This is a genomic window from Pseudoxanthomonas sp. SE1, assembly GCF_029542205.1.
In the GTDB taxonomy this organism is placed as follows: Bacteria; Pseudomonadota; Gammaproteobacteria; order Xanthomonadales; family Xanthomonadaceae; genus Pseudoxanthomonas_A.
In genome coordinates this window covers 1847856-1869039 of record NZ_CP113783.1, presented here as the reverse complement: position 1 = coordinate 1869039, position 21184 = coordinate 1847856, and the positions used below count along the sequence as shown (strand labels likewise).

The window sequence follows — 21184 nt, the reverse complement described above, 5'->3', positions numbered from 1 at the left end:
TTCCCAGAACAACACCACCAGGACGTCCCATCCCATGGCCACTGAAGTCAAAGTTCCGGTTCTGCCCGAGTCCGTTTCCGATGCCACCATCGCCGCCTGGCACAAGAAGGTGGGCGACGCGGTCAAGCGCGACGAGAACCTGATGGACCTGGAAACCGACAAGGTCGTGCTGGAAGTGCCCTCGCCCGTCGATGGCGTGCTGAAGGAGATCAAGTTCAAGGAAGGCGACACGGTGACCAGCCAGCAGTTGCTGGCGATCATCGAGGAAGGCGCCGTGGCCGCCGCCGCGCCCGCCGCCGAGGAGAAGAAGCCCGCCGCCGGCGCGCAGGAAGTGCAGCCGAAGGCAGAGGCCGCCAAGACCGATGCGGCCGCGCCGTCCAGCACCAAGCCAGCCCCGGCTGCCGCCAGCACCGACGGCCTGCCGCCGGGCGCCCGCTTCACCGCCGTCAGCCAGGGCATCGACCCGGCCAACGTCGAAGGCACCGGCCGCAAGGGCGCCGTGACCAAGGAAGACCTGATCAACTACGCCAGCGGCAAGAACGCCGGCGTCAGCGGCGGCGCGCGTCCGGAAGAGCGCGTGCCGATGACCCGCATCCGCACGCGCATCGCCGAGCGCCTGATGCAGTCCAAGAACTCCATCGCCATGCTGACCTCGTTCAACGAGGTCAACCTGGCCAAGGTCATGGAGATGCGCAAGGAGCTGCAGGACGACTTCGTGAAGGCCAACGGCATCAAGCTCGGTTTCATGAGCTTCTTCGCCAAGGCCGCCGCCAACGCGCTGCAGCGCCACCCGGTCGTCAACGCTTCGGTCGATGGCAATGACATCATCTACCACGGCTACGCCGACATCTCCATCGCGGTCTCCACCGAAAAGGGCCTGGTGACGCCGGTGCTACGCAATGTCGAGCGCATGGGCTTCGGCGACATCGAAAAAGGCATCGCCGAATACGCCAAGAAGGCGCGCGACGGCAAGCTGGGCCTGGAAGACCTGCAGGGCGGCACGTTCACCATCACCAACGGCGGCACCTTCGGCTCGCTGATGTCCACGCCGATCGTCAACCCGCCGCAGAGCGCCATCCTCGGCATGCACGCCATCAAGGACCGCGCCATCGTCGAGAACGGCCAGGTCGTCGCCGCGCCGATGATGTACATCGCGCTGTCCTACGACCACCGCATCATCGACGGCAAGGACGCGGTGCTGTTCCTGGTGGACATCAAGAACCAGCTGGAAAACCCGCACCGCATGCTGCTGGGCATGTGATGCACTGAGCCCCTCTCCCATCGGGAGAGGGGTTGGGGGCGCCCCACCAGCAACGCGGGGCCTGTGACGATGAACGAGCCGCAGCGAGTTGTAGAGGCGACCTACCGGCTGTTCTTTTCCTTTACTCGCTGTGGCTCGCTCAACGTCGAATCTCCCGAATAAGCGACTGCGGCACACCCTCATCCGGCGCTTCGCGCCACCTTCTCCCGGCGGGAGAAGGGAAAAGCAAAGGACTTCCAAATGGCTGAACAATTCGACGTCGTCGTCATCGGTGCCGGTCCGGCCGGCTACCACGCCGCCATCCGCGCCGCGCAGCTGGGCATGAAGGTCGCGTGCATCGACGCCGCGCTGGGCAAGGACGGCAAGCCGGCGCTGGGCGGTACCTGCCTGCGCGTGGGCTGCGTGCCTTCCAAGGCGCTGCTGGATTCGTCGCGCCAGTTCTGGAACATGGGCCACCTGTTCGGCGACCACGGCATCAGCTTCAAGGACGCGAAGATCGACGTCGAAGCGATGGTCGGCCGCAAGGACAAGATCGTGAAGCAGTTCACCGGCGGCATCGCGATGCTGTTCAAGGCGAACAAGATCACCCCGTACTACGGCTTCGGCCAGCTGCAGCCCGGCAACGTGGTCAAGGTCAAGCAGCACGACGGCAGCGAAGTCGAGCTGAAGGGCACCAATGTCATCATCGCCGCCGGTTCGGATTCCATCGAATTGCCGTTCGCCAAGTTCGACAACAAGTACATCGTCGACAACGTCGGCGCGCTGGACTTCACCGAAGTGCCGAAGCGCCTGGCGGTGATCGGCGCGGGCGTCATCGGCCTGGAGCTGGGCAGCGTGTGGAAGCGCCTGGGCGCCGAGGTCGTGATCCTTGAAGCCCTGCCCGACTTCCTGGCCGCCGCCGACGCGGAAGTGGCCAGGACCGCCGCCAAGGAATTCAAGAAGCAGGGCCTGGACATCCGCCTGGGTGCCAAGGTCAGCAAGACCGAAGTCACCGGCAAGGGCAAGAAGAAGGAAGTCGTGGTCACCTACGCCGATGCCGAAGGCGAGAAGACCCTGACGGTCGACAAGCTGCTGGTCGCGGTGGGCCGCAAGGCGGCCAGCAAGGGCCTGCTGGCCGACGGTACCGGCGTGAAGCTCAACGAGCGCGGCCAGATCGAAGTGGACGACCACTGCCACACCGGTGTGGATGGCGTGTGGGCCGTCGGCGACTGCGTGCGCGGCCCGATGCTCGCGCACAAGGGCTTCGAGGAAGGCATCGCGGTGGCCGAACTGATCGCCGGCCTGCCGGGCCACGTCAACCTCGACACCGTGCCGTGGGTCATCTACACCGAGCCGGAAATCGCCTGGGTCGGCAAGACCGAGAAGCAGCTCAAGGACGAAGGCATCCCGTACAAGGCGGGCAGCTTCCCGTTCGCGGCGATCGCACGCGCCGTTGCCATGGGCGAGCCCGCGGGCTTCGTGAAGGTGCTCGCGCATGCCGAGACCGACCGCATCCTCGGCCTGCACCTGGTCGGCGTGGGCGTATCGGAGCTGGTGCACGAAGGCGTCATCACGATGGAGTTCAACGGCTCCGCCGACGACCTGGCCCGCATCTGCCACGCACACCCCACCCTGTCCGAAGCGATCCACGATGCGGCCATGGCGGTGGACAAGCGCGCGATCCACAAGGCCAACTGATTCAGGCCTCTTGCACGAACGGCCCGGTCTTCCGGGCCGTTCTGCTTCCGGGATCCCACCGCCGACGGAAAACCATGCTCTCCTTGCTGCTCCTGATTCCGCTGACGACATCGGCCGCCACCATGACATCACCCGACGGGCACGATGATCCGCACACAAGATGCGCGCTGGTGAACGTGGGCATGAACCTACGCGAAGCGCTGGCGATCATGCAACGCCCACCTGACAGCACGCTCAGTGGCCACAGCGCCGCCGGCCCTGCCGGCGATCCACCCGCGGGCAGCTTCGCGATCGACTTCTGGCAGACCACCGATGCGCAGGGCGTCCGCCGTACGTCCGCATTGCGTTACAGCGGCGGCACCATCGAAAGCGTGGACTGCGGCCGCGTCGACGCCGCGTCCGCCGTCCCCTCGCTCTTGAAGGAAGACTGACCCATGCGTTCCCTCTGCGTCTACTGCGGCTCCAACGCGGGCAACAAGCCCGCCTACACCGAACGCGCCATCGCCCTGGGCGACCGCATCGCGAAGGAAGGCATGCAACTCGTCTACGGCGGCGGCAACGTCGGTCTGATGGGCATCGTGGCCGATGCCGTGCTCGCTGCAGGCGGCGAAGTGGTCGGGGTGATTCCCGAGCAGTTGGTGGGCTGGGAAGTCGCGCACAAGGGCGTGACCCGGCTGGAAGTGGTCGCCAACATGCATGAACGCAAGAAGCGCATGTTCGATCTCTCGGACGGTTTCGTCGCCCTCCCCGGCGGCTTCGGCACGCTGGACGAGATGTTCGAGATGCTGACGTGGCGCCAGCTCGGCATCGGCGACAAGCCCTGCGCGTTCCTCGACGTGGAAGGCTTCTACACGCCGCTGATGGGCATGATCGATCGCATGGTGGAAGAGCGCTTCCTGCACCCTGAGCAGCGCAACGACCTCTGGCACGGCGACGATATCGATGCGATGGTCGCGTGGATGCGCGCCTACACCCCGGCACAGGCGGACAAGTGGATGGATGAGAAGCGGCGGAAATCGTTGCGCTGAGCTGCCTCTCCGTCATCCCCAGCGAAAGCCAGGACCCATCTCGCTCTTTCGGCGATTCCCGCGGCAGGCACGGCCAATGGATTCCAGCTTTCGCTGGAATGACGGCCTCGGGGAATCACGCTCCGGGACCCTCTCCGTCGTCCCAGCGTAAGCTGGGACCCACTTTGCTCTTGCGGCGATTCCCGCGGCGCGCACGGCCAATGGATTCCAGCGTTCGCTGGAATGACGGCCTCGGAGGAATCACGCTTCAGAACTCCTTCTCCGTCGTCCCAGCGAAAGCTGGGACCCATCTCGCTCTTTCGGCGATTCCCGCGGCACGCACGGCCAATGGATTCCAGCTTTCGCTGGAATGACGGCCTTGGGGAATCACGCTCCAGGACCCTCTCCGTCGTCCCAGCGAAAGCTGGGACCCATCTCGCTCTTTCGGCGATTCCCGCGGCACGCACAGCCAATGGATTCCAGCTTTCGCTGGAATGACGGCCTCGGGGAATCACGCTCCGGAACTCTCTCCGTCGTCCCAGCGAAAGCTGGGACCCATCTCGCTCTTGCGGCGATTCCCGCGGCGCGCACGGCCAATGGATTCCAGCTTTCGCTGGAATGACGGCCTTGGGGAATCACGCTCCGGGACCCTCTCCGTCGTCCCAGCGAAAGCTGGGACCCATCTCGCTCTTTCGGCGATTCCCGCGGCGCGCACGGCCAATGGATTCCATCCTTCGCTGGAATGACAGCCTCGGGGAATCACGCTCCGGGACCCTCTCCGTCGTCCCAGCGAAAGCTGGGACCCATCTCGCTCTTTCGGCGATTCCCGCAGCGCGCACGGCCCATGGATTCCAGCTTTCGCTGGAATGACGGCCTCGGAGGAATCACGCTTCAGAACTCCTTCCGTCGTCCCAGCGAAAGCTGGGACCCATCTCGCTCTTGCCGCGATTCCCGCGGCGCGCACGGCCAATGGATTCCAGCCTTCGCTGGAATGACGGGGTCGGTCTATAGTCCATCGACGAAACTCAGGACAAGCAAAGGAGAGCCTGCATGTCGAGGGAACGGATTCCCTGTGTCTACATTCTGGCCAGCGGACCACGAGGCACCCTCTACATCGGTGTAACGTCCGACCTTCCAGGCCGCATCTGGCAGCACAAGCACGATCAGGTCGACGGCTTCACCCGACGCTACGGCATCCATACTTTGGTCTGGTATGAAGTCCATGCGCGGATGGAATCTGCGATCCTGCGCGAGAAGGCACTGAAAGCTTGGAAGCGGGTGTGGAAAATCCGCCTTGTCGAGGATGCGAATCCGACGTGGCGCGATCTGTACCCCGACATCCTTTGACACGATAGAGGCGCAACGACGATGACGCTCCCCACCACCTTCACCGCATTCCGCGTCCACAACGATCACGCCGGCTATCGCAGCGGCATCGAGACCATCGCGCTGGAAGCCCTGAACCCCGGCCAAGTGGTCATCAAGACCGCGTACTCGTCGGTCAACTACAAGGACGCCCTCGCCGGCACGGGCGAAGGCAAGATCCTGCGCAAGTTTCCGCTGGTGGGCGGCATCGATGTGGCCGGGCACGTCGTGGCCTCCACCGATCCCGCCTTCCGGGAAGGCGATGCCGTGCTCGTCACTGGCTGCGGCCTCAGCGAGACGCGCGATGGCGGTTACGCCGAGTACGCCCGCCTGGAAGCGAAGTGGGTCATCCCCCTGCCCGCCGGCCTCAGCCTGCGCGAGAGCATGATCCTGGGCACCGCAGGGTTCACCGCCGCGTTGGCGCTCTTCCGCATGCGCGAGAACCGGCAGACCCCCGACCTCGGTCCGCTCGCCGTGACCGGCGCCACCGGCGGCGTGGGCTCCCTGGCAGTGGACATCTTCAGCAAGGCGGGCTTCGACGTGCACGCGATCAGCGGCAAGCCTGAGAACACGGACTACCTGAAAGCCATCGGTGCCCGCGAAGTGCTGGGGCGCGACGCGTTGGCGACCACGCGTCCGATGGAGACCGCGCGCTTCGGCGGCGGGCTGGACAATGTCGGTGGGCCGATGCTGGCCAGCCTGCTGGCCCAGACCGTGCCCTATGGCAACGTGGCCACCGCCGGACTGGCTGCCAGCGCCGACCTGCCCACCACTGTCATGCCCTTCATCATCCGCGGGGTGTCCCTCCTGGGCGTCGCCTCGGCGGGCACCGCGCGCGACATCCGGGACGCAGTCTGGCAGCATCTGGCGAGCGACTGGAAACCGGCCCACCTGGACGCCATCTGCACCCGCGAAACCACGCTGGACGGGCTGTCCGAGGTGTTCCGGACCATGCTGGCCGGCGGCTCCTTCGGTCGCACGCTCGTGCGAATGGGATGAACGGCAGTGGCGGCACGACAGGCGTCACCGGCTGGCCGTCCTGACCATTTGTCTTGTCCCGAACACGCTCTACAATCGACGGCGGGGACAACTTGGGGAACTCCATGGCAAAAATTCTGATCGTCGACGATTCACCGTCGCAACTGCTGGGCATCCAGCGCATCGTCGAGAAGCTGGGGCACGAATCCATCACCGCCGAGGATGGCGCCGCGGGCGTGGAAGTCGCCAAGCGCGAGCTCCCGGACATGGTCCTGATGGACGTGGTGATGCCCAACCTCAACGGATTCCAGGCCACGCGCACGCTCAGCCGCGAAGCCACGACCAAGCACATCCCGGTGATCCTGGTGACCACCAAGGACCAGGATACGGACCGCATGTGGGGCCTGCGCCAGGGCGCCAAGGCCTACCTGACCAAGCCGTTCTCGGAAGACGAACTGGCCGAGGTGATCGAGCGCATCTTCAACGCCCGCGAACTGCCCTCGCCGCCTTCCGCCTGACCGCCAGGCCACCCGATGACATGCGAAGAGCAGGCCTGGCCTGCTCTTTTCGTTCCAGCCCTTCATCTCGGCGCCACGTAGCCTCCGGGCACGCCGCGCGGCGACAGCACGACCTGCCAGAGCTGGGACCGGCGGCTCCGGAAGGTGGCCATCGACGCCGCGAGGTAGAACCGCCACATCCGCCGGAAACGCTCGTCATAGCGCGCGTCCAGTCCGTCCCATGCCGATTCCACGTTGTCGCGCCACGCCTGCAGCGTGCGGTCGTAGTCGGTTCCGAAGTTGTGCCAGTCCTCCAGCACGAAGCGCCCTTCGATGGCCTGCGTGATCTGCAGTGCGGAGGGCAGCATCGAATTGGGGAAGATGTAACGCGCGATCCAGGGATCGGTGCGGTTGACCGAGCGGATGCCGCCGATGGTATGCAGCAGGAACAGGCCTTCCTCGGGTACGCAACGCCGGGCCACATCGAAGTACCCGACGTAGTTCTTCACGCCGACATGTTCGAACATGCCCAGCGAGAACGCGGCGTCGAACGGCTCGTCCACTGCCCGGTAGTCCTGCAGTCGGATCTCGATCGGCAGCCCCGCGCAGAGCCGGGTGGCGTATTCCGCCTGCTCTCGGGAAATGGTGATGCCCACGCCGCTCACGCCGTAGCGCTCGGCCGCGAACTTCAGCGCCTCGCCCCAACCGCAGCCGATGTCGAGCACACGCATGCCCGGCTGCAGGCGGAGCTTGCGGCAGACGAGATCCAGCTTGGCTTCCTGGGCTGTATCCAGGTCCTTCGCCCCACGCCAGTAGCCGCAGCTGTAGACCAGTCGGCGGCCCAGCATCGCGCGGTACAGATCGTTGCCGAGGTCGTAGTGGCGTCGCGCCACTTCGCCGCTGCGGCGCGGCGACTGCAGGTTGGTCAGGCGGGCACGCAGCGCATCGAAGACCTCGCCTGCCCGGTGCACGCGTTCGTCCAACCGGGCTGACAACAGACGGAACAGCAGGCCATCCAGCGAGGCCGTGTCCCACCAGCCCTCCATGTAGCTTTCACCCAGGCCCAGCGAACCCTGCCCCAGCGCGCGCGCGTGGAAGCGCGCGTCGTGTACCTGCAGGTCCCAAGGCCGATCCCCTCCGATCAGCACATCCGCTTCGGCCAACAGGTCCGTGATCCTGCGCTGGAAGCGATGATGCGGCATCGTGGCATCAGCGGGCGAACAGCCCCACGTACTCCGGTGCGACATACGGAAGCAGCACGGCAGCCGGCACGTCGACCGCCTGGGTACCGTCCGCGTAAGGGCCCACCTGGTAGGGCGGGAAGACGAAGCGCAGTGCCGTGATACGGCCCGCGGCATCCAGCACGGGCACGAATTCGCTGAAATTGACGGCATCGGGCTCGGTGCCTTCGTCGATCATGCGCGCACTGCTCTTGATCAGCGCCGCCCGATCCGCCGGCGCCAGTTCGTCCTCATCGGCGCGGGTCACCACGGCGGTGTGGAGTTGCTCCCGCACGTAGTCGCTGATGGCACGCCAGCCTTCCGGGCCTGGCACCAATGCCGCGGCCGTCAGCCTTGCGTCCTGCTGCGGCAGCCATACGAAGCGTGCGATCAGCGGCTGACCGTGCGCACCCCCGGTATAGCGGCTGCCGTCCGCCGCTATTGCCACGATCTGCGGCGTATCCACGACCTGCTCGAACGCCAGCGACAATTCATACGGTGCGCTGGGCTTGTCGTTGCCGAAGGCCTCCACCGCTTCCATCAGTTCGGCGCGTTCCGCCGTCGCATAGTCCGACAGCGCCTTGGCCAGGGCCGGATAACGGTTGACCGAGGCCGGATAACTGATCCCCACGACATAACGGTCCGTACTTTCGATGACGTCCTTCAGCTCGACCGGCAGGGCCGGTGCGTCCACGGGCGTCGCGCTGGGCGGGACTGCCTCCCCCGGGGGTGTGGGCGGAGCGGCCGCGTCCCGCTTGCAGGCGGACAGGGCGAGGATCGCCATCAACAGCAGGCTGGTCTGGTGGAATGGGGGTCGGGAAATGCTGGGGGACACGTTCGGGCTCCTTCCGGGTGTGTGATGGCCGTCATTCTAGGCCGCGCGTTTGCCATCCTCCAGACACATCACGCCTCCACCAGATCGGCGTACTCCGGATGCCGCTGAACGTACGCCGCGGAGTACGAACACGCAGGGATGACACGCCACCCCTGCGACCGCGCGTGGTCCAGCGCAGCCTTCACCAGGGCAGCGGCCACACCACGGCCGCCGATGGCGTCGGGCACCCCGGTATGGTCGATCACCATGCGGCCGTCGCGCAGGGAATACAGCAGTTCGGCCTCCCATCCGTCCAGCCGGGTGGCAAAACGGCGCGCGGTCGGGTCGTGATGCAGGTCGAGGGCAGGCTGGTCACCGGTCATGGCGTCTCCGTGGCAGGGGGCTCAGGGGCATTGTGACCCAATGCCCGCCTGTGGCTGCGGCAGAACTGGACGCATCGCGTCACATTCACGCTTGTGAAGGATTTCAAGTCAGCATAAAACGTGACGAGTTTGGCAAAACACACATTGGCACGATTGCTGCGTGATACGGCTCAAACGACCCGTAATCCGGAGCCCGCCATGAGCCTGACCGAAGAACTGCCCGACGTCTCCAGCGCCAGCGATTTCACCCTGCTGGAAGGCCTGTACCAGCTCACCGTCACCGGCCATACCAAGGACTGGGAGTTCGAGCGCCTGAACAACGCGGTGTACGAGCGCCTGATGTCCACCTACTCCAGCAGCGACACCGCCGGCGTCCATGCCGTGCATTCGCTGATGGATTGACGCCCCACCCTTTCTACCGGGTGCTCCGGCGCGGCGCAGGGGTCCGCCTTCGGGTGTGACTGCCGCGCCGGAGTCCCGTCCCGGCTGCATCGCTTGGCGCTCACGGCGCGAATCTCCCTCCCGACTTTTCTCCATGCCGTGGCGGTCACTCGCCGCGATGGTCGCGCTTGCCCTGATTGCGCCGATCCTGTGTTCCCGCGCTGCCTTGGATGGCTTTCATCCGGCTTTCGGCGGCATGCAGTTCCAGCGCCTTGCCCGCAGCTTCGGAAGAGACGAATCCCGCGCCAGGCGCCGCGCCGTGATCATGGTGGTCGATCTGTTGCCACGGTGCGGATTGCCGATCCAGTTCGTGCTTCTGTTCCAGCAACGCACGTGCCGTTTCCAGCGCCTGCGTCGGCGTGATCCTGCGCGGCGCGCGCTTGCGGGCCGGCGTCTTGCGTGCACGCTTGCCCACGGTCCGTGACCCCGTCGAGCTGCCCGCCACCTTCTTCACGGGTCTTGCCGTGGACTTGCCCGCAACTTTCTTCGCCGTGCTCTTGCGCGCCGGACGGGCGCCGGCAACCTTGCCTGTCGTCTTTCTCGCTGCGGCTTTTTCTGTAGCGACCTTTTTGGCAGCGACCTTCCTGGTTGCGCCCCTCTTCGCCGCCGCCTTCTTTGCCGCGACCCGCTTTCTGGTCGTGCCCGCCTTCCCTGCACCGGCGCGCGACGTTGCCTGCTTCGTGGCCGAGGCGCCGGCCGTGGTCTTGCGCGCGGGCTTTGTCGTGCTCGCCGCTGCCTTCCTGACCACCTTCTTCGCCGTCTTCTTCGCCGTTGCTTTCTTCACGACCTTCCTGGCTGGCGCCTTCTTCGTGGCGGCCTTGCTCGCGGTCTTGCGGGCCACCTTGCGTGTCTTTGCGGTTGCCATGCGCTGCTCCACGTATGAGACGTGGCACCGGGATAACACGCAGGACCTTCAGCGCAGGTGAGCGCTGCCGCAATGACGGCTTAACCGAAGCTTGGCTGCGACAACGCTTCCAGGAAATGGCCCAGCACGCGAGGCTCCATCGCCGCGAGGAACAGCACGCCGTAAGCGGCACCCGCCAGATGCGCGCCGTGGTTGATGTTGTCGCCGCCACGCCGGTCCATCCAGATGCTGTACGCGATGTAGAGCACGGCGAACACGATGGCGGGCATGGGAATGAAGAACACGCCTATCCGCGCCCACGGGTCGATCAGAATGTAGGAGAACAGCACCGCCGACACGGCACCGGACGCGCCCAGGCTGCGGTAGTTGGGATCGTTCTGGTGCTTCAGGTAGGTCGGCAGGATCGACACCACCAACGCGGAGAAATAGAACGCGACGAAGGTCAGCCGGCTGCCGCTTATCTGGGTGATCACCTGTTCCATCAGGCGACCGAAGAAGAACAGCGTGAACATGTTGAACAGCAGGTGCCAGAAATCCGCGTGGATGAACCCGTAGGTGACCAGCCGGTCGTACTGGCGGTGCCGGTGGATCGCGGGTGGCCACAGGATGAGCCGCATCAGCAGTGACGGCGTGCGGAACGCGATGAAGCTGACCACGCAGGTCACTGCGATCAGCAGCAGGGTAATGGGTGCGCTCATCCCTCGTCCTTACGCCGCGGTGCGGTAGTTGTCCTGCATGGGATACGTACGCGCGTACAGCGCGAATGCCAATGCCGCCACGAAAGCGAAACCGGCGAAGAAGAACATCAGGAATGCGTTCTCGCTGAGTCCCGTACTCGCGATCTGCCCGATGACGACTTCGTTGCGGACGGCAGCGTTGGTCATCAGCACCCACAGGTTCCCGTACGACACGGACAGCAGCCAGAAGCTCATGATCACACCCTTCATCGAGCGCGGAGCCTGGCTATAGGCGAACTCGAGTCCTGTCGCCGAAACCAGCACTTCGCCGAACGTCAGCAACAGATAGGGAAGGATCTGCCACGCCAGGGAAACAGGATCTCCGCCATCGATCCACAGCTGGATCATGCCCGCCAGGATCCATGCCACGCCAGAGAAAACGATGCCGAATCCCATGCGCCGCAATGCCGTCGGCTCGTAGCCCAGCCTGCGCAGCAACGGGTACAGGACCAGATTGTTGAAGGGAATGAGCAGCATGACCATGATCGGATTCAAGGCCTGCATCTGGCCCGCGGTCACCACCAGCTTGCTGGGCCACCACCAGGCATCGTGAGGAATGCGCATGGTCTGGCCCTGCAAGACCCATGTGGACGCCTTTTGGTCGAACAACGACCAAAAAGGCGTTACCAGCGCAAACACTATGAGGATCCTGAGCACAACGCGCACGCCTTCGATGGCGGAATCCGGGTGCCTGCCCCGCGCGCGTTCAAGTTGCAGGGACGCACCTATGCCGACCAATGCGATCAGCAAACCCAACCCGATCAGTACCGCCTTGACGAAGCCGAGGGCAGGAACAAGGGCCAGCGACACGATGGCCAGCGCGACGCCGCTGCCGCCGAGCGCCGTGCCAAGACCCTTGCCCGAAGCCGGTCCGGTCAGTGCACTGCGGACGACATTCAGGAACGAATCCGGATCCGGAGGCGACGGCGGCACGTGCACGTATTTGTGCCGGCCGGCCCAGAAAATCACCGTCGCTATCATCATCAGGGCCCCGGGGATGCCGAACGCGACGCTGGGTCCGTAGCTCTTCAGGAAGACCGGCATCAGGAGCGATGCGAAGAACGAACCGAAGTTGATTGTCCAGTAGAACGCGTCGTAGACGACCTTGGCCTTGCCCTTGTTGCTCTGGTCGAACTGGTCACCGACGAATGCCGACACCAGCGGCTTGATGCCACCGGAACCCAGCGCGATAAGGAACAGGCCTGTGTAGAAGCCCGTGCGGTTCTCCTCGAAGACCGCAAGGCATGCATGTCCGACACAGTAGACAAGGGACAGCCACAGGACGGTGTTGTACTTGCCGAAAAACCGGTCGGACAGCCAGCCGCCCAGCAGCGGAAAGAAATAAACGCCGATCACGAAGGTATGGAAGATATCCTTCGCCGCACCCTCTCGGTCCATCTCTGGCAGATAAGCCAGCAGGATGCTGCTCACCAGGAACGGCACCAGGATGTTGCGCATCCCGTAGAAGCTGAACCGCTCGCACGCCTCGTTGCCGATGATGTAGGGAATCTGGCGGGGCATGCGGCCCTGGCTGGCTTCTGCGGTCGTGCTCATCCGATCTTCCGGTGAAAAAGTCCCGGAAGGTTACCGTATCCGCCCGCACAGGGTCGAACCACCGGTGCGCGGGGCACACGGGCAACGGGGACTGGGACTGACCGCGATTGCACGGCATCATTCGCCCCTGCCCTGTTCAGGATTTTTCCATGCTGCGCGCCCTCTCCGCCTCCGCCGTGTTGCTGCTGGCCCTCGCACCACTGACGCATGCCACGCCCGCCCTCACCACCGTGTCCGAGCGCTCGGGATTCGTTGAAACCGGACGCTACGACGAGGTCATCGCGCTGTGCGACGCGTTTGCGCGCCAGTACCCCAAGGCGGTGCGCTGCCACACCTTCGGCACCTCGCCGGAGGGACGCCCGATGAAAATGCTGGTGGCCTCGACCAGCGGCGCGCTGACGCCGGACCTGGCACGCAAGCGCGGACTCCCCGTCGTGCTGGTGCAGGGCGGCATCCATGCCGGCGAGATCGATGGCAAGGATGCAGGCTTCCTGGCGCTGCGCGAGGTGCTGGAAGGCAAGGCAGCGAGCGGCGCGCTGGACAAGCAGGTGTGGCTGTTCGTGCCCGTGTTCAACGTGGATGGCCACGAGCGCTTCGGCGCGTGGAACCGGCCCAACCAGCGCGGCCCGAAAGAGATGGGCTGGCGCACCACCGCGCAGAACTTCAACCTCAACCGCGACTACCTGAAAGCCGACACCCCTGAGATGCAGGCGATGCTGCAGCTGGTGCAGCGCTGGGACCCGCTGGTCACGGTGGATCTGCACGCGACCAACGGCGCGCAGTTCGAGCACGACATCTCCATCCAGGTCGAGCCCGTGCATGCCGGCGATGCGGGGCTGCGTCAGGCAGGCCTGGCCCTGAGGACGTCGGTGATCGGGGATCTGGCCACGCAGGGTTCTCTGCCCCTGCCCTACTACCCCTCCTTCGTCGTCAATGACGATCCGACGTCCGGCTTCGAAGACAGCGTGGCGCCGCCGCGCTTCTCGCATGGCTACTTCCTGCTCCGCAACCGCATCGCGATGCTGGTCGAAACGCATTCATGGAAGGAGTACCCGGTGAGGGTGAAGATCACCCGCAACACGGTGGTGTCGGTACTCGAACAGGTCGCGGCGCACGGTAGCGACTGGCTCGCAAGGGCACGGAATGCCGATGCCGTTGCCGCACGGCTCGCCGGAGAATCCGAGCCACTGACCTATGCGGCGGCACCCATCGCGCGCACCGTGGATTTTCGCGGATACGCGTACACGCGTACGCGCTCGGATGTCTCCGGCGCACTGATGACGCGCTATGACGAAACGACACCGCAGCTATGGAAGGTGCCGCTGAAGGATGACATTCGCCCTGCACTCGTCATCGATGTGCCCGGCGCTGGCTACCTGGTGCCGGCCGCGGAGGCGTCCTGGGTCGCCGATGTACTGAAGACGCATGGCGTGGAGTATCGCCTGCTCGGCAAGCCCTGGCAGGGTGAAGCCGGTGCGTTCCGCGCCACGAAAACCAGCTTCGGCAGTGGCCCGGTTGAAGCCCGCCAGCGCCTGACGGTGGAAGGCGAGTGGAGGCAGGAAGCGCGCAGCGTGCCGGCCGGCACGCTGTTCGTGCCCATCGCGCAGGCGAAGTCGCGCCTGGTCATGGCGCTGCTTGAACCACAGGCGCCGGATTCGCTGCTCGCCTGGGGCCGCTTCAACAATGCGTTCGAGCGCAAGGAATACATGGAAGACTACGTGGCCGAGAGCGTGGCGCGCGACATGTTGCGCGACCCCGCCGTGAAGGCCGAGTTCGAACGCCGTCTGCGTGAAGACAAAGCCTTCTCCGACGATCCCGCAGCACGGCTCGAATTCTTCTACCGCCGGCATCCGTCATGGGACGAACGCTATCGGCTGTATCCGGTGTTGCGCGTCGACACGAACCCCTGATGCCCTGGTGCGGTGGCAGGAGCGGGCCGTCGCCCCGTGCGCCGCTGCCGCAGAAGACGCTGACCGGGATCCGTCACCCCAGCCGCATCACGCCATAGCGCGGCGGCGCATTGCCGCAGGTCGTGTCGGTGAGCGGTGCGCCCATCTCCGCAAGCACTGCACGCTGCTCCGGCAGCGGCGTGCGCAGGGTCCGCTCTTCGTAGCCCGCCAAAGCCCGGAACGGCGGCAACGCCCAGGCGCGTGCGAGGAAGGCGGCGGTGCGCGGCCATCGCTGGGCATCGACCTGGTACTTCACGAACACCGCATTACGGAACAAGGCCGCGATGCTGATGTCGGCGATGGAAATATCGCCGAACAGCCAGCCGGCAGCGGGAAGCCGCGCTTCCAGGTAATCCAGCGCCACCGGCAGTTCCTCGTCCCGGGCCCTGCGTACCATCTCTTCGTCGGTGCCTTCGTTGAACAGGAACCGGCGCACGCCCTTCTGGAAGAACATGCGCCAGACGATCACATCGCCCAGATAGGAATCCGCGTATTCCTCCAGCCAGCGCGCCTGTGCCCGCTGCACGGGATCGGCCGGATACAGCGACGGCTGCGGAAACCTGTCCTGCAGGTACTCGCAGATCACCGTGGAATCATTGAGCACCAGATCGCCGTCGCGCAGTACAGGAATGCGACGCAAGGGACTGAGGCGGCTGAATTCCGCATCGCCCACGAACGGGGCGATCGGGTCGATCCGGTATGGAATGCCTTTCAGCTCCAGGCAGACCAGCACCTTGCGCACGTAGGGCGAGATGTAGTTTCCGATGATCGTCAGCGGTTCGGACATACCATTCTCCAGCAAGGACAATGGCAGGGTGGGCACGCCGCGCCTCGCGGTCAACCCAGTGCCGTGTCCAGCGCCATCATCAGACAGAAGCCCACCGCGAGCCCCAGCGATGCGATGCCGCCGTGGCCGTGCCGGTTCGACTCGGGGATCACGCTGTGACCCACAGCGATCAGCATGGCCCCCGCTGCAAACGCCAGTCCCCACGGCAGCAGCATCGACGAAACGCCCACCGCCCATGCGCTGGGAATCGCGGCAAGGGGTTCGGCCATGCCCGAAAGCGCGCCGAGGAAGACCGCCTTGCTCCGCGCCATCCCCGCCGTCGCCAGCACAAGGGCGACCACCAGGCCTTCCGGGATGTCCTGCAAGGCGATCCCGATCGCCAACCCGGCTGCACCGCTGAGTGCGCCACCGGCCGCCACACCCACCGCCATGCCTTCCGGGACGTTGTGCAGCACGATGGCCAGCACGAAGAGCATCACCCGCGAGGGCACGAGGCGACGCTGTGCGTCCAGCGGATCGTCGACCAGCCCGCGATCGAGAGCGAGCAGCGCCAATGCACCCAGCAGGATCCCGGTACTCACGAGGCCCGCCGCACCCCAGGGCGAGAAGCCCTGTGCTTCCGCCGCCGCCAATCCCGGCAGCACCAGCGAGAATGCCGTGGCCGCCAGCATCACGCCGGCCCCGAAGCCGAGCAACCCATCCGCCAACCGCTGCGGAATCGTCCGCATCACCAGGACCGGCAACGCGCCGATCGCCGTGGCGGCGGCGCACAATGCACCGCCGCGCAGTGCCAGCTCCATACCGCTTCGCTGTCCTGGCGGCGGTGCCTGCCAGATTACCCACAACGCCGCGATTACAAGCGCGGTGACGGCCGCCACGTAGGGCCAGTCCGCCGCGGTACGGGTGTAGGCAAACGGTCGCAGGACGCGATTCATGCCAGTGATCTCCGGCACGCGCACAGGGACGCGCGCAGTGCGATGACGATGGTTCGACGGCGTGCGCCCGATACTAACCGCTCCGCCGACTGCATCATCATCGCAATACTGAATCGCCCCGATGCGTGCGGCCTATGTCGGCGCTCAGCGCGGCTGGTATTTCCAGTGGCGCGCTTTGCCTTCCGCCATCCATGCGACCGCCTGCGCCAGCCGTCGCGCCCGTGTGTCCGTTCGCTTGGCCCCGACGATCCATTCGATGTACTCGCGCCGCGCGCTGGGGCTGAAGCCATCGAATGTCGCTTTCGCTTCCGGATTGCCGGACAGCGCATCCTGGAGGTCCGCCGGCGTAGTCGGCGCCGGACGCGGGCTGGCCTTTGCGCGCACAGCCGCCGTTGATGCCGCAGAGGCATCGATCAATGCCATCGCCTTGCGTACCAGCGCGACCAGCTCCTTTCCGGGCGGCAGGTCTTCCAGCGACACCAGCTTGCCCAGGCTCCCCATGCCGTCACGCGCCTTGCCCTCCGTGACCTGCGCGTGCTGCCAGAAGCCGAACGACGCATGCCGCTTGAATGCCGCCATGCTGCACAGGATGCGCCCACCGTACTGGAACGACGGCATGCTCCACTTGATGGCCTCTTCCACCTGCGGACACGCCTCGTGCACCACGTTCCGCAGGCGTTCGAGGATCGGGCGCGCGAACCCGGCCGCTCCCGCGATGTAGGCATCCACTCTCGGATCGTACGACGGCATCCCGGCGGCCTCCGTGTCGAAACGCGACTGTAGCGCAGCGATGCCAGGACCGCTGACGGAGACCGCATCACGACCATTTCCGCGTTGACGAACCATTACACCGGCCACCGCTAAGCTGGCGACCAGCCACGACCTCCCTGGAGCGCGCGATGTTCCGTCTGCCGTTGATCACCGCCTGCCTGCTGGCACTCGCAGCCTGCCAGTCGCCGCCCACTGGCAACGCAGCCCCGACCCAACCTGCTGCGGTGATCCAGGGGAGGGCCCTCTATCTCGAACGCATCGCGCCGCCGCCAGGCGCGACGCTCAGCGTGCAACTCGTGGACAACCAGCTGGCCGATACACCGGCCGCCGTGGTCGCGAGCGCCGACTTCCGCGACCTGAAGGGCCCGCCGTTCGCGTTCACCCTGCCCTATGACCCTGCCAAGCTGCGTCCGAATGGCATGTACGGCCTGCACGCCGGCCTTCGGGACGCGCAGGGCACGCTCTGGTTCGTCACCGATACGCGCGTGCCGGTGACGCCCGGCGCGTCTGCACCGGTTGAATTCCGCATGGTGCGGGCTGCTGAAGATCCGGCTCCTCCTGCAACGGGAACACCCTGGGAGCAGGCCAGGGCACGTGGCAGCGTCTTCCGTGGAATCGGCACCGAACCGGGCTGGTCCGTGGAAGTCGGTGCCGGCTCCACGCCGCGCCTGAGCGCCGACCTGGACTACGGCGAACGCAAGATCGATGTCGCACAGTCCCGGAAGACGGCAGAGGGTTATGTCGGCAGCACCGCCGATGGCCTGGCCGTGTCGCTGACGACGAAGAAGGAAGTCTGCAGCGATGGCATGAGCGACAACGAATACCCGGCCTCTGCGACCCTGACGGTGGGTGGCAAGGTCTACCGCGGCTGCGGCCGCTTCCTGACGGAATGATCCACGCATGAGTCGACGTTCCCGCGCCCGCCGACAGAGTCGGCAGCGTCTCCCCCTGTTCGCCTTCCTCGCGCTGCTGGTGCTGGGTGCGGGCGCCTGGTGGTGGTCCCAGCGCGACGAAGCGCCTGCCGCGCCGGCCATCGCGTCGCATGAAACCGCGGATCCCCGCCACACCAGCGCCGAACTTGCGCTGCCGCCGGTCGAACAGACACGCCCCGGCGAACTCGCGGGTGAAGTCCCCGACATCGCGCCACCCGTCGCGCCCGCGCGATCGGGCGGCAACGGGGTGCTGCCCGCCTTCCTGCCGCCGGAGGCCCGGCAGACACTGGAACTGATCGAGCGCGGTGGGCCGTTCCCGCATCGCCAGGACGGCAGCGTCTTCCAGAACCGCGAGGGCCGGCTGCCACGCCAGTCCCGCGGCTACTACCGCGAGTACACGGTCGACACGCCCGGCCTCGACCATCGCGGCGCACGCCGCATCGTCACCGGTGGCCAACCGCCGCGCGAGTACTACTACACCGACGACCACTACGAGAGCTTCCGCCGGTTCGAGATCGGCAACGGAACCCTGCCATGAGCGAATCCGGTTTCGATCCCGGCCTGGCCGATCCCACGCGCGCGGGCGTCTTCTTCGTCACCGAGGATGATCTCGATCCACTGGCAGCGGTCGGCCGCGATGCCGGGCTGCTGTCGCGCCGCATAGACCTGTCCGGCTGCGACAGCAAGGGCGCCCTGCTGTTGCGCATCGCCACGGTGCTGGACTTCCCCCAATCCTCCGGGCGCAACTGGGATGCGCTGTCCGACAGCCTGCGCGACCTGTCCTGGCTGGAGGCGCCCGGTTACGTCCTGCTCTTCGAACAGGCCCAGGAACTGCGCGAACGCACCGAGGCCGATTTCGACACCCTGCTCGATATCCTGGACGAAGTCTCGCAGTTCTGGACGTCCAACGAGGTCCCGTTCTGGTCGTTCATCGCGCTGCCGGAGGAAGATTTCCCCGACCTGCAATAGGTTTTCCCGGCGGCGACCGCGCCGATCTGCGAAAATGCCGCATGCTCGATTTCACTTCTCTTCCGCTGGCGCCCGGCCTGCAGCAGGGTGTCCAGGCCCTGGGTTACGCCCGGCCGACGCCCATCCAGGCCCGCAGCCTGCCCGCCATCCTCGATGGTCGCGATGTCATCGCGCAGGCACCCACCGGCAGCGGCAAGACCGCTGCCTTCGGCCTGGGCTTGTTGCACCGGCTGGATGTCGCCACGGGGCGCACGCAGGCATTGGTGCTGTGCCCGACCCGCGAACTCGCCGACCAGGTGGCGCAGCAGCTGCGCAAACTGGCCGTGGGCATTCCCAACCTCAAGGTCCTGACGCTGTGCGGCGGCATGCCGCTGGAACCGCAGCTGCGCTCGCTCGAAGCGCATGACCCGCACGTGGTCGTCGGCACGCCGGGCCGCATCCAGGAACTGCTGCGCAAGAAGGCGCTGCACCTGGGCGGCGTGCGCACGCTGGTGCTGGATGAAGCGGACCGTATGCTCGACATGGGCTTCGAGGAACCGATCCGCGAGATCACCGGCAAGACGCCGAAGGACCGCCAGAGCCTACTGTTCTCGGCCACCTTCACCGACGCCATCCGCGACATCGCCCGCAATACCTTGCGCGACCCGCTGGAAGTCACGGTGGACGCGCCGCAGGAACAGGCGGTCATCGAGCAACACTTCGTGCGCGTGGACCCGGAGCGCAAGCAGACCGCGCTGGCGGGCCTGCTGGCGCAACACGGCGTGGAGTCGTGCGTGGTGTTCTGCAACATGCGCAAGGACGTGGACGAAGTGGCTGGTTCGTTGCAGCACTTCGGCTTCTCCGCCCTCGCCCTGCACGGCGACATGGAGCAGCGCGACCGCGACGAGGTGCTGGTGCGCTTCGCCAACCGCAGCTGCAACGTGCTGGTCGCCAGCGACGTGGCGGCGCGCGGGCTGGACATCGAGGATCTGGCGCTGGTCGTCAACTACGACATGCCCAGCGACGCGGACACCTACGTGCACCGCATCGGCCGCACCGGCCGCGCGGGTCGCGATGGCCTGGCGATCAGCCTGTGCACGCCGCGCGAACTGCCGCGCGCCGCCGTGATCGAAGAACGTCTGGGCCCACCGCTGCTGTGGGACCGCAATGTCCCATCGGCGCCCAAGGCCAATACCGCGCCGCCCGCCGCGATGACCACGCTGCGCATCGACGCCGGCAAGACCGACAAACTGCGCCCCGGCGATGTACTCGGCGCGCTGACCGGCGACGCCGGACTGTCCGCTTCCGTGATCGGGAAGATCAACGTCTTCGCCACGCGGACCTACGTTGCGGTTGCACGCGACAAGGCCGGCGTGGCGTTGGCACGACTCAACGCCGGCAAGATCAAGGGCCGCAGCTTCCGCGTACGGAAGCTCTGAGTCCGTCGTCCGGGCGAAGGCTGGGATCCACTTTCTGTCGATTTCCCGGCTGGGCGGCGAGAACTGCCTTGCTGATGGCCAATGGATTCCAGCGTGCGCTGGAATGACGGCGTGAACTCGACTGACATGTCCGCTGCCGTCGTCCCAGCGAAAGCTGGGACCCATTTTGCTGTTGCTTTCACAGCTAAACGGCGAGAACTGTCTTGCTGATGGCCAATGGATTCCAGCCTGCGCTGGAATGACGGCAATGGTTGCAGATGCACCGCCCCCGGGCTCACGCCCCGCCATTCCGGCGGGCCCACAAACAAAAACGCCGGTGCTTGCGCACCGGCGTTTTCTTGAACCGTAGGGTTCAGCGCTGGATTACAGCGGCTGCACCTGGTCGGCCTGCATGCCCTTCTGGCCCTGCACGGCGACGAAGGAGACCGCCTGGCCTTCCTTCAGCGACTTGAAGCCATTGCCCTGGATCGAGCGGAAGTGCACGAACAGGTCGGGGCCGCTCTGCGGGGTGATGAAGCCGAAGCCCTTGGCGTCGTTGAACCACTTGACGGTACCGGTCTGACGATCAGACATCTTTACTAACTCCTGAAACATGGATGAAAGGACCACAACCCCGGGGAAACC

At 65.8% G+C, this 21184-nt stretch carries 23 protein-coding genes; 13 read left to right on the top strand and 10 right to left on the bottom strand.

The window, feature by feature from the left end:
- The first annotated feature begins 34 nt into the window (after positions 1–34).
- The 7 genes from sucB (at position 35) to pilH (ending at position 6806) form a co-directional block, all read left to right on the top strand.
- Positions 35–1261, top strand: a complete 1227-nt coding sequence (sucB, locus tag OY559_RS08870) for a dihydrolipoyllysine-residue succinyltransferase (protein ID WP_277729700.1) — start codon at positions 35–37, stop codon at positions 1259–1261.
- A gap of 240 nt (positions 1262–1501) precedes the next feature.
- Complete coding sequence (gene lpdA / locus OY559_RS08865; protein WP_277729699.1) at positions 1502–2938, top strand: dihydrolipoyl dehydrogenase; 1437 nt, start codon at positions 1502–1504, stop codon at positions 2936–2938.
- A gap of 74 nt (positions 2939–3012) precedes the next feature.
- Entirely contained in the window at positions 3013–3369 is a 357-nt protein-coding gene (locus tag OY559_RS08860) for a hypothetical protein (RefSeq protein WP_277729698.1), read from the top strand.
- A gap of 3 nt (positions 3370–3372) precedes the next feature.
- Positions 3373–3966, top strand: a complete 594-nt coding sequence (locus OY559_RS08855; protein ID WP_277729697.1) for an LOG family protein — start codon at positions 3373–3375, stop codon at positions 3964–3966.
- Between the two features lie 1029 nt (positions 3967–4995).
- Positions 4996–5292, top strand: coding sequence for a GIY-YIG nuclease family protein (locus OY559_RS08850; protein ID WP_277729696.1), 297 nt, complete (start codon positions 4996–4998; stop codon positions 5290–5292).
- 21 nt (positions 5293–5313) lie between these two features.
- A complete protein-coding gene (locus tag OY559_RS08845) occupies positions 5314–6309 on the top strand; it encodes a YhdH/YhfP family quinone oxidoreductase (protein ID WP_277729694.1) in 996 nt (331 codons plus the stop codon).
- Positions 6310–6413: 104 nt separating this feature from the next.
- The gene (gene pilH, locus OY559_RS08840) at positions 6414–6806 is read left to right on the top strand and encodes a twitching motility response regulator PilH (RefSeq protein ID WP_093297747.1); all 393 of its coding nucleotides are present in this window, start codon (positions 6414–6416) and stop codon (positions 6804–6806) included.
- 62 nt (positions 6807–6868) lie between these two features.
- Here pilH and cfa read toward each other — a convergent pair whose 3' ends face one another.
- From cfa to OY559_RS08825, 3 genes are all read right to left on the bottom strand, one after another.
- Positions 6869–7987 carry a cyclopropane fatty acyl phospholipid synthase gene (gene cfa, locus OY559_RS08835; protein WP_277729691.1) on the bottom strand — a complete coding sequence of 373 codons (1119 nt, stop codon included), beginning with the start codon at positions 7985–7987 and terminating at the stop codon, positions 6869–6871.
- A 7-nt stretch (positions 7988–7994) separates the two neighbouring features.
- Positions 7995–8840 (bottom strand): DUF3298 and DUF4163 domain-containing protein, encoded by an 846-nt coding sequence (locus OY559_RS08830; RefSeq protein WP_277729689.1) that lies wholly within the window; start codon positions 8838–8840, stop codon positions 7995–7997.
- A 68-nt stretch (positions 8841–8908) separates the two neighbouring features.
- Entirely contained in the window at positions 8909–9202 is a 294-nt protein-coding gene (locus tag OY559_RS08825) for a GNAT family N-acetyltransferase (RefSeq protein WP_277729687.1), read from the bottom strand.
- A gap of 198 nt (positions 9203–9400) precedes the next feature.
- Between OY559_RS08825 and OY559_RS08820 the strand changes: the two genes are divergently transcribed.
- Positions 9401–9604 carry a hypothetical protein gene (locus tag OY559_RS08820; RefSeq protein WP_277729685.1) on the top strand — a complete coding sequence of 68 codons (204 nt, stop codon included), beginning with the start codon at positions 9401–9403 and terminating at the stop codon, positions 9602–9604.
- Positions 9605–9749: 145 nt separating this feature from the next.
- Here the strand turns inward: OY559_RS08820 and OY559_RS08815 are convergent, their stop codons facing one another.
- The 3 genes from OY559_RS08815 to OY559_RS08805 all read right to left on the bottom strand — a co-directional run bounded on the left by OY559_RS08815 (position 9750) and on the right by OY559_RS08805 (position 12799).
- On the bottom strand, positions 9750–10508 hold the full coding sequence (locus OY559_RS08815; protein ID WP_277729683.1) for a hypothetical protein: 759 nt from the start codon (positions 10506–10508) through the stop codon (positions 9750–9752).
- Positions 10509–10588: 80 nt separating this feature from the next.
- On the bottom strand, positions 10589–11206 hold the full coding sequence (locus tag OY559_RS08810) for a rhomboid family intramembrane serine protease (protein WP_142125314.1): 618 nt from the start codon (positions 11204–11206) through the stop codon (positions 10589–10591).
- Between the two features lie 9 nt (positions 11207–11215).
- On the bottom strand, positions 11216–12799 hold the full coding sequence (locus tag OY559_RS08805; RefSeq protein ID WP_277729680.1) for a POT-type proton-dependent oligopeptide transporter: 1584 nt from the start codon (positions 12797–12799) through the stop codon (positions 11216–11218).
- Positions 12800–12948: 149 nt separating this feature from the next.
- On the opposite strand from OY559_RS08805, the gene OY559_RS08800 reads away from it, so the two are divergent.
- A complete protein-coding gene (locus OY559_RS08800) occupies positions 12949–14709 on the top strand; it encodes a M14 family metallopeptidase (RefSeq protein ID WP_277729677.1) in 1761 nt (586 codons plus the stop codon).
- Between the two features lie 73 nt (positions 14710–14782).
- Here OY559_RS08800 and OY559_RS08795 read toward each other — a convergent pair whose 3' ends face one another.
- From OY559_RS08795 to OY559_RS08785, 3 genes are all read right to left on the bottom strand, one after another.
- Complete coding sequence (locus OY559_RS08795) at positions 14783–15535, bottom strand: glutathione S-transferase family protein (protein WP_277729675.1); 753 nt, start codon at positions 15533–15535, stop codon at positions 14783–14785.
- Between the two features lie 50 nt (positions 15536–15585).
- Positions 15586–16470: a ZIP family metal transporter gene (locus tag OY559_RS08790; protein WP_277729673.1), complete on the bottom strand. Its 885-nt coding sequence runs from the start codon at positions 16468–16470 to the stop codon at positions 15586–15588.
- A gap of 144 nt (positions 16471–16614) precedes the next feature.
- Positions 16615–17199: a YdeI/OmpD-associated family protein gene (locus OY559_RS08785; RefSeq protein WP_343228778.1), complete on the bottom strand. Its 585-nt coding sequence runs from the start codon at positions 17197–17199 to the stop codon at positions 16615–16617.
- A 170-nt stretch (positions 17200–17369) separates the two neighbouring features.
- On the opposite strand from OY559_RS08785, the gene OY559_RS08780 reads away from it, so the two are divergent.
- Genes OY559_RS08780 through dbpA form a run of 4 tightly spaced genes read left to right on the top strand, consistent with a single transcriptional unit; the run spans position 17370 to position 20560 of the window.
- On the top strand, positions 17370–18134 hold the full coding sequence (locus OY559_RS08780; protein WP_277729669.1) for a YbaY family lipoprotein: 765 nt from the start codon (positions 17370–17372) through the stop codon (positions 18132–18134).
- A 7-nt stretch (positions 18135–18141) separates the two neighbouring features.
- Positions 18142–18711, top strand: a complete 570-nt coding sequence (locus OY559_RS08775; RefSeq protein ID WP_277729667.1) for a guanyl-specific ribonuclease — start codon at positions 18142–18144, stop codon at positions 18709–18711.
- Complete coding sequence (locus OY559_RS08770; protein WP_277729665.1) at positions 18708–19142, top strand: barstar family protein; 435 nt, start codon at positions 18708–18710, stop codon at positions 19140–19142. Before OY559_RS08775 ends, OY559_RS08770 begins: the two co-directional genes overlap by 4 nt.
- 41 nt (positions 19143–19183) lie before the next feature.
- Complete coding sequence (gene dbpA, locus OY559_RS08765; protein WP_277729663.1) at positions 19184–20560, top strand: ATP-dependent RNA helicase DbpA; 1377 nt, start codon at positions 19184–19186, stop codon at positions 20558–20560.
- A gap of 363 nt (positions 20561–20923) precedes the next feature.
- Here dbpA and OY559_RS08760 read toward each other — a convergent pair whose 3' ends face one another.
- Entirely contained in the window at positions 20924–21133 is a 210-nt protein-coding gene (locus OY559_RS08760) for a cold-shock protein (protein ID WP_055942770.1), read from the bottom strand.
- Positions 21134–21184: the final 51 nt, after the last annotated feature.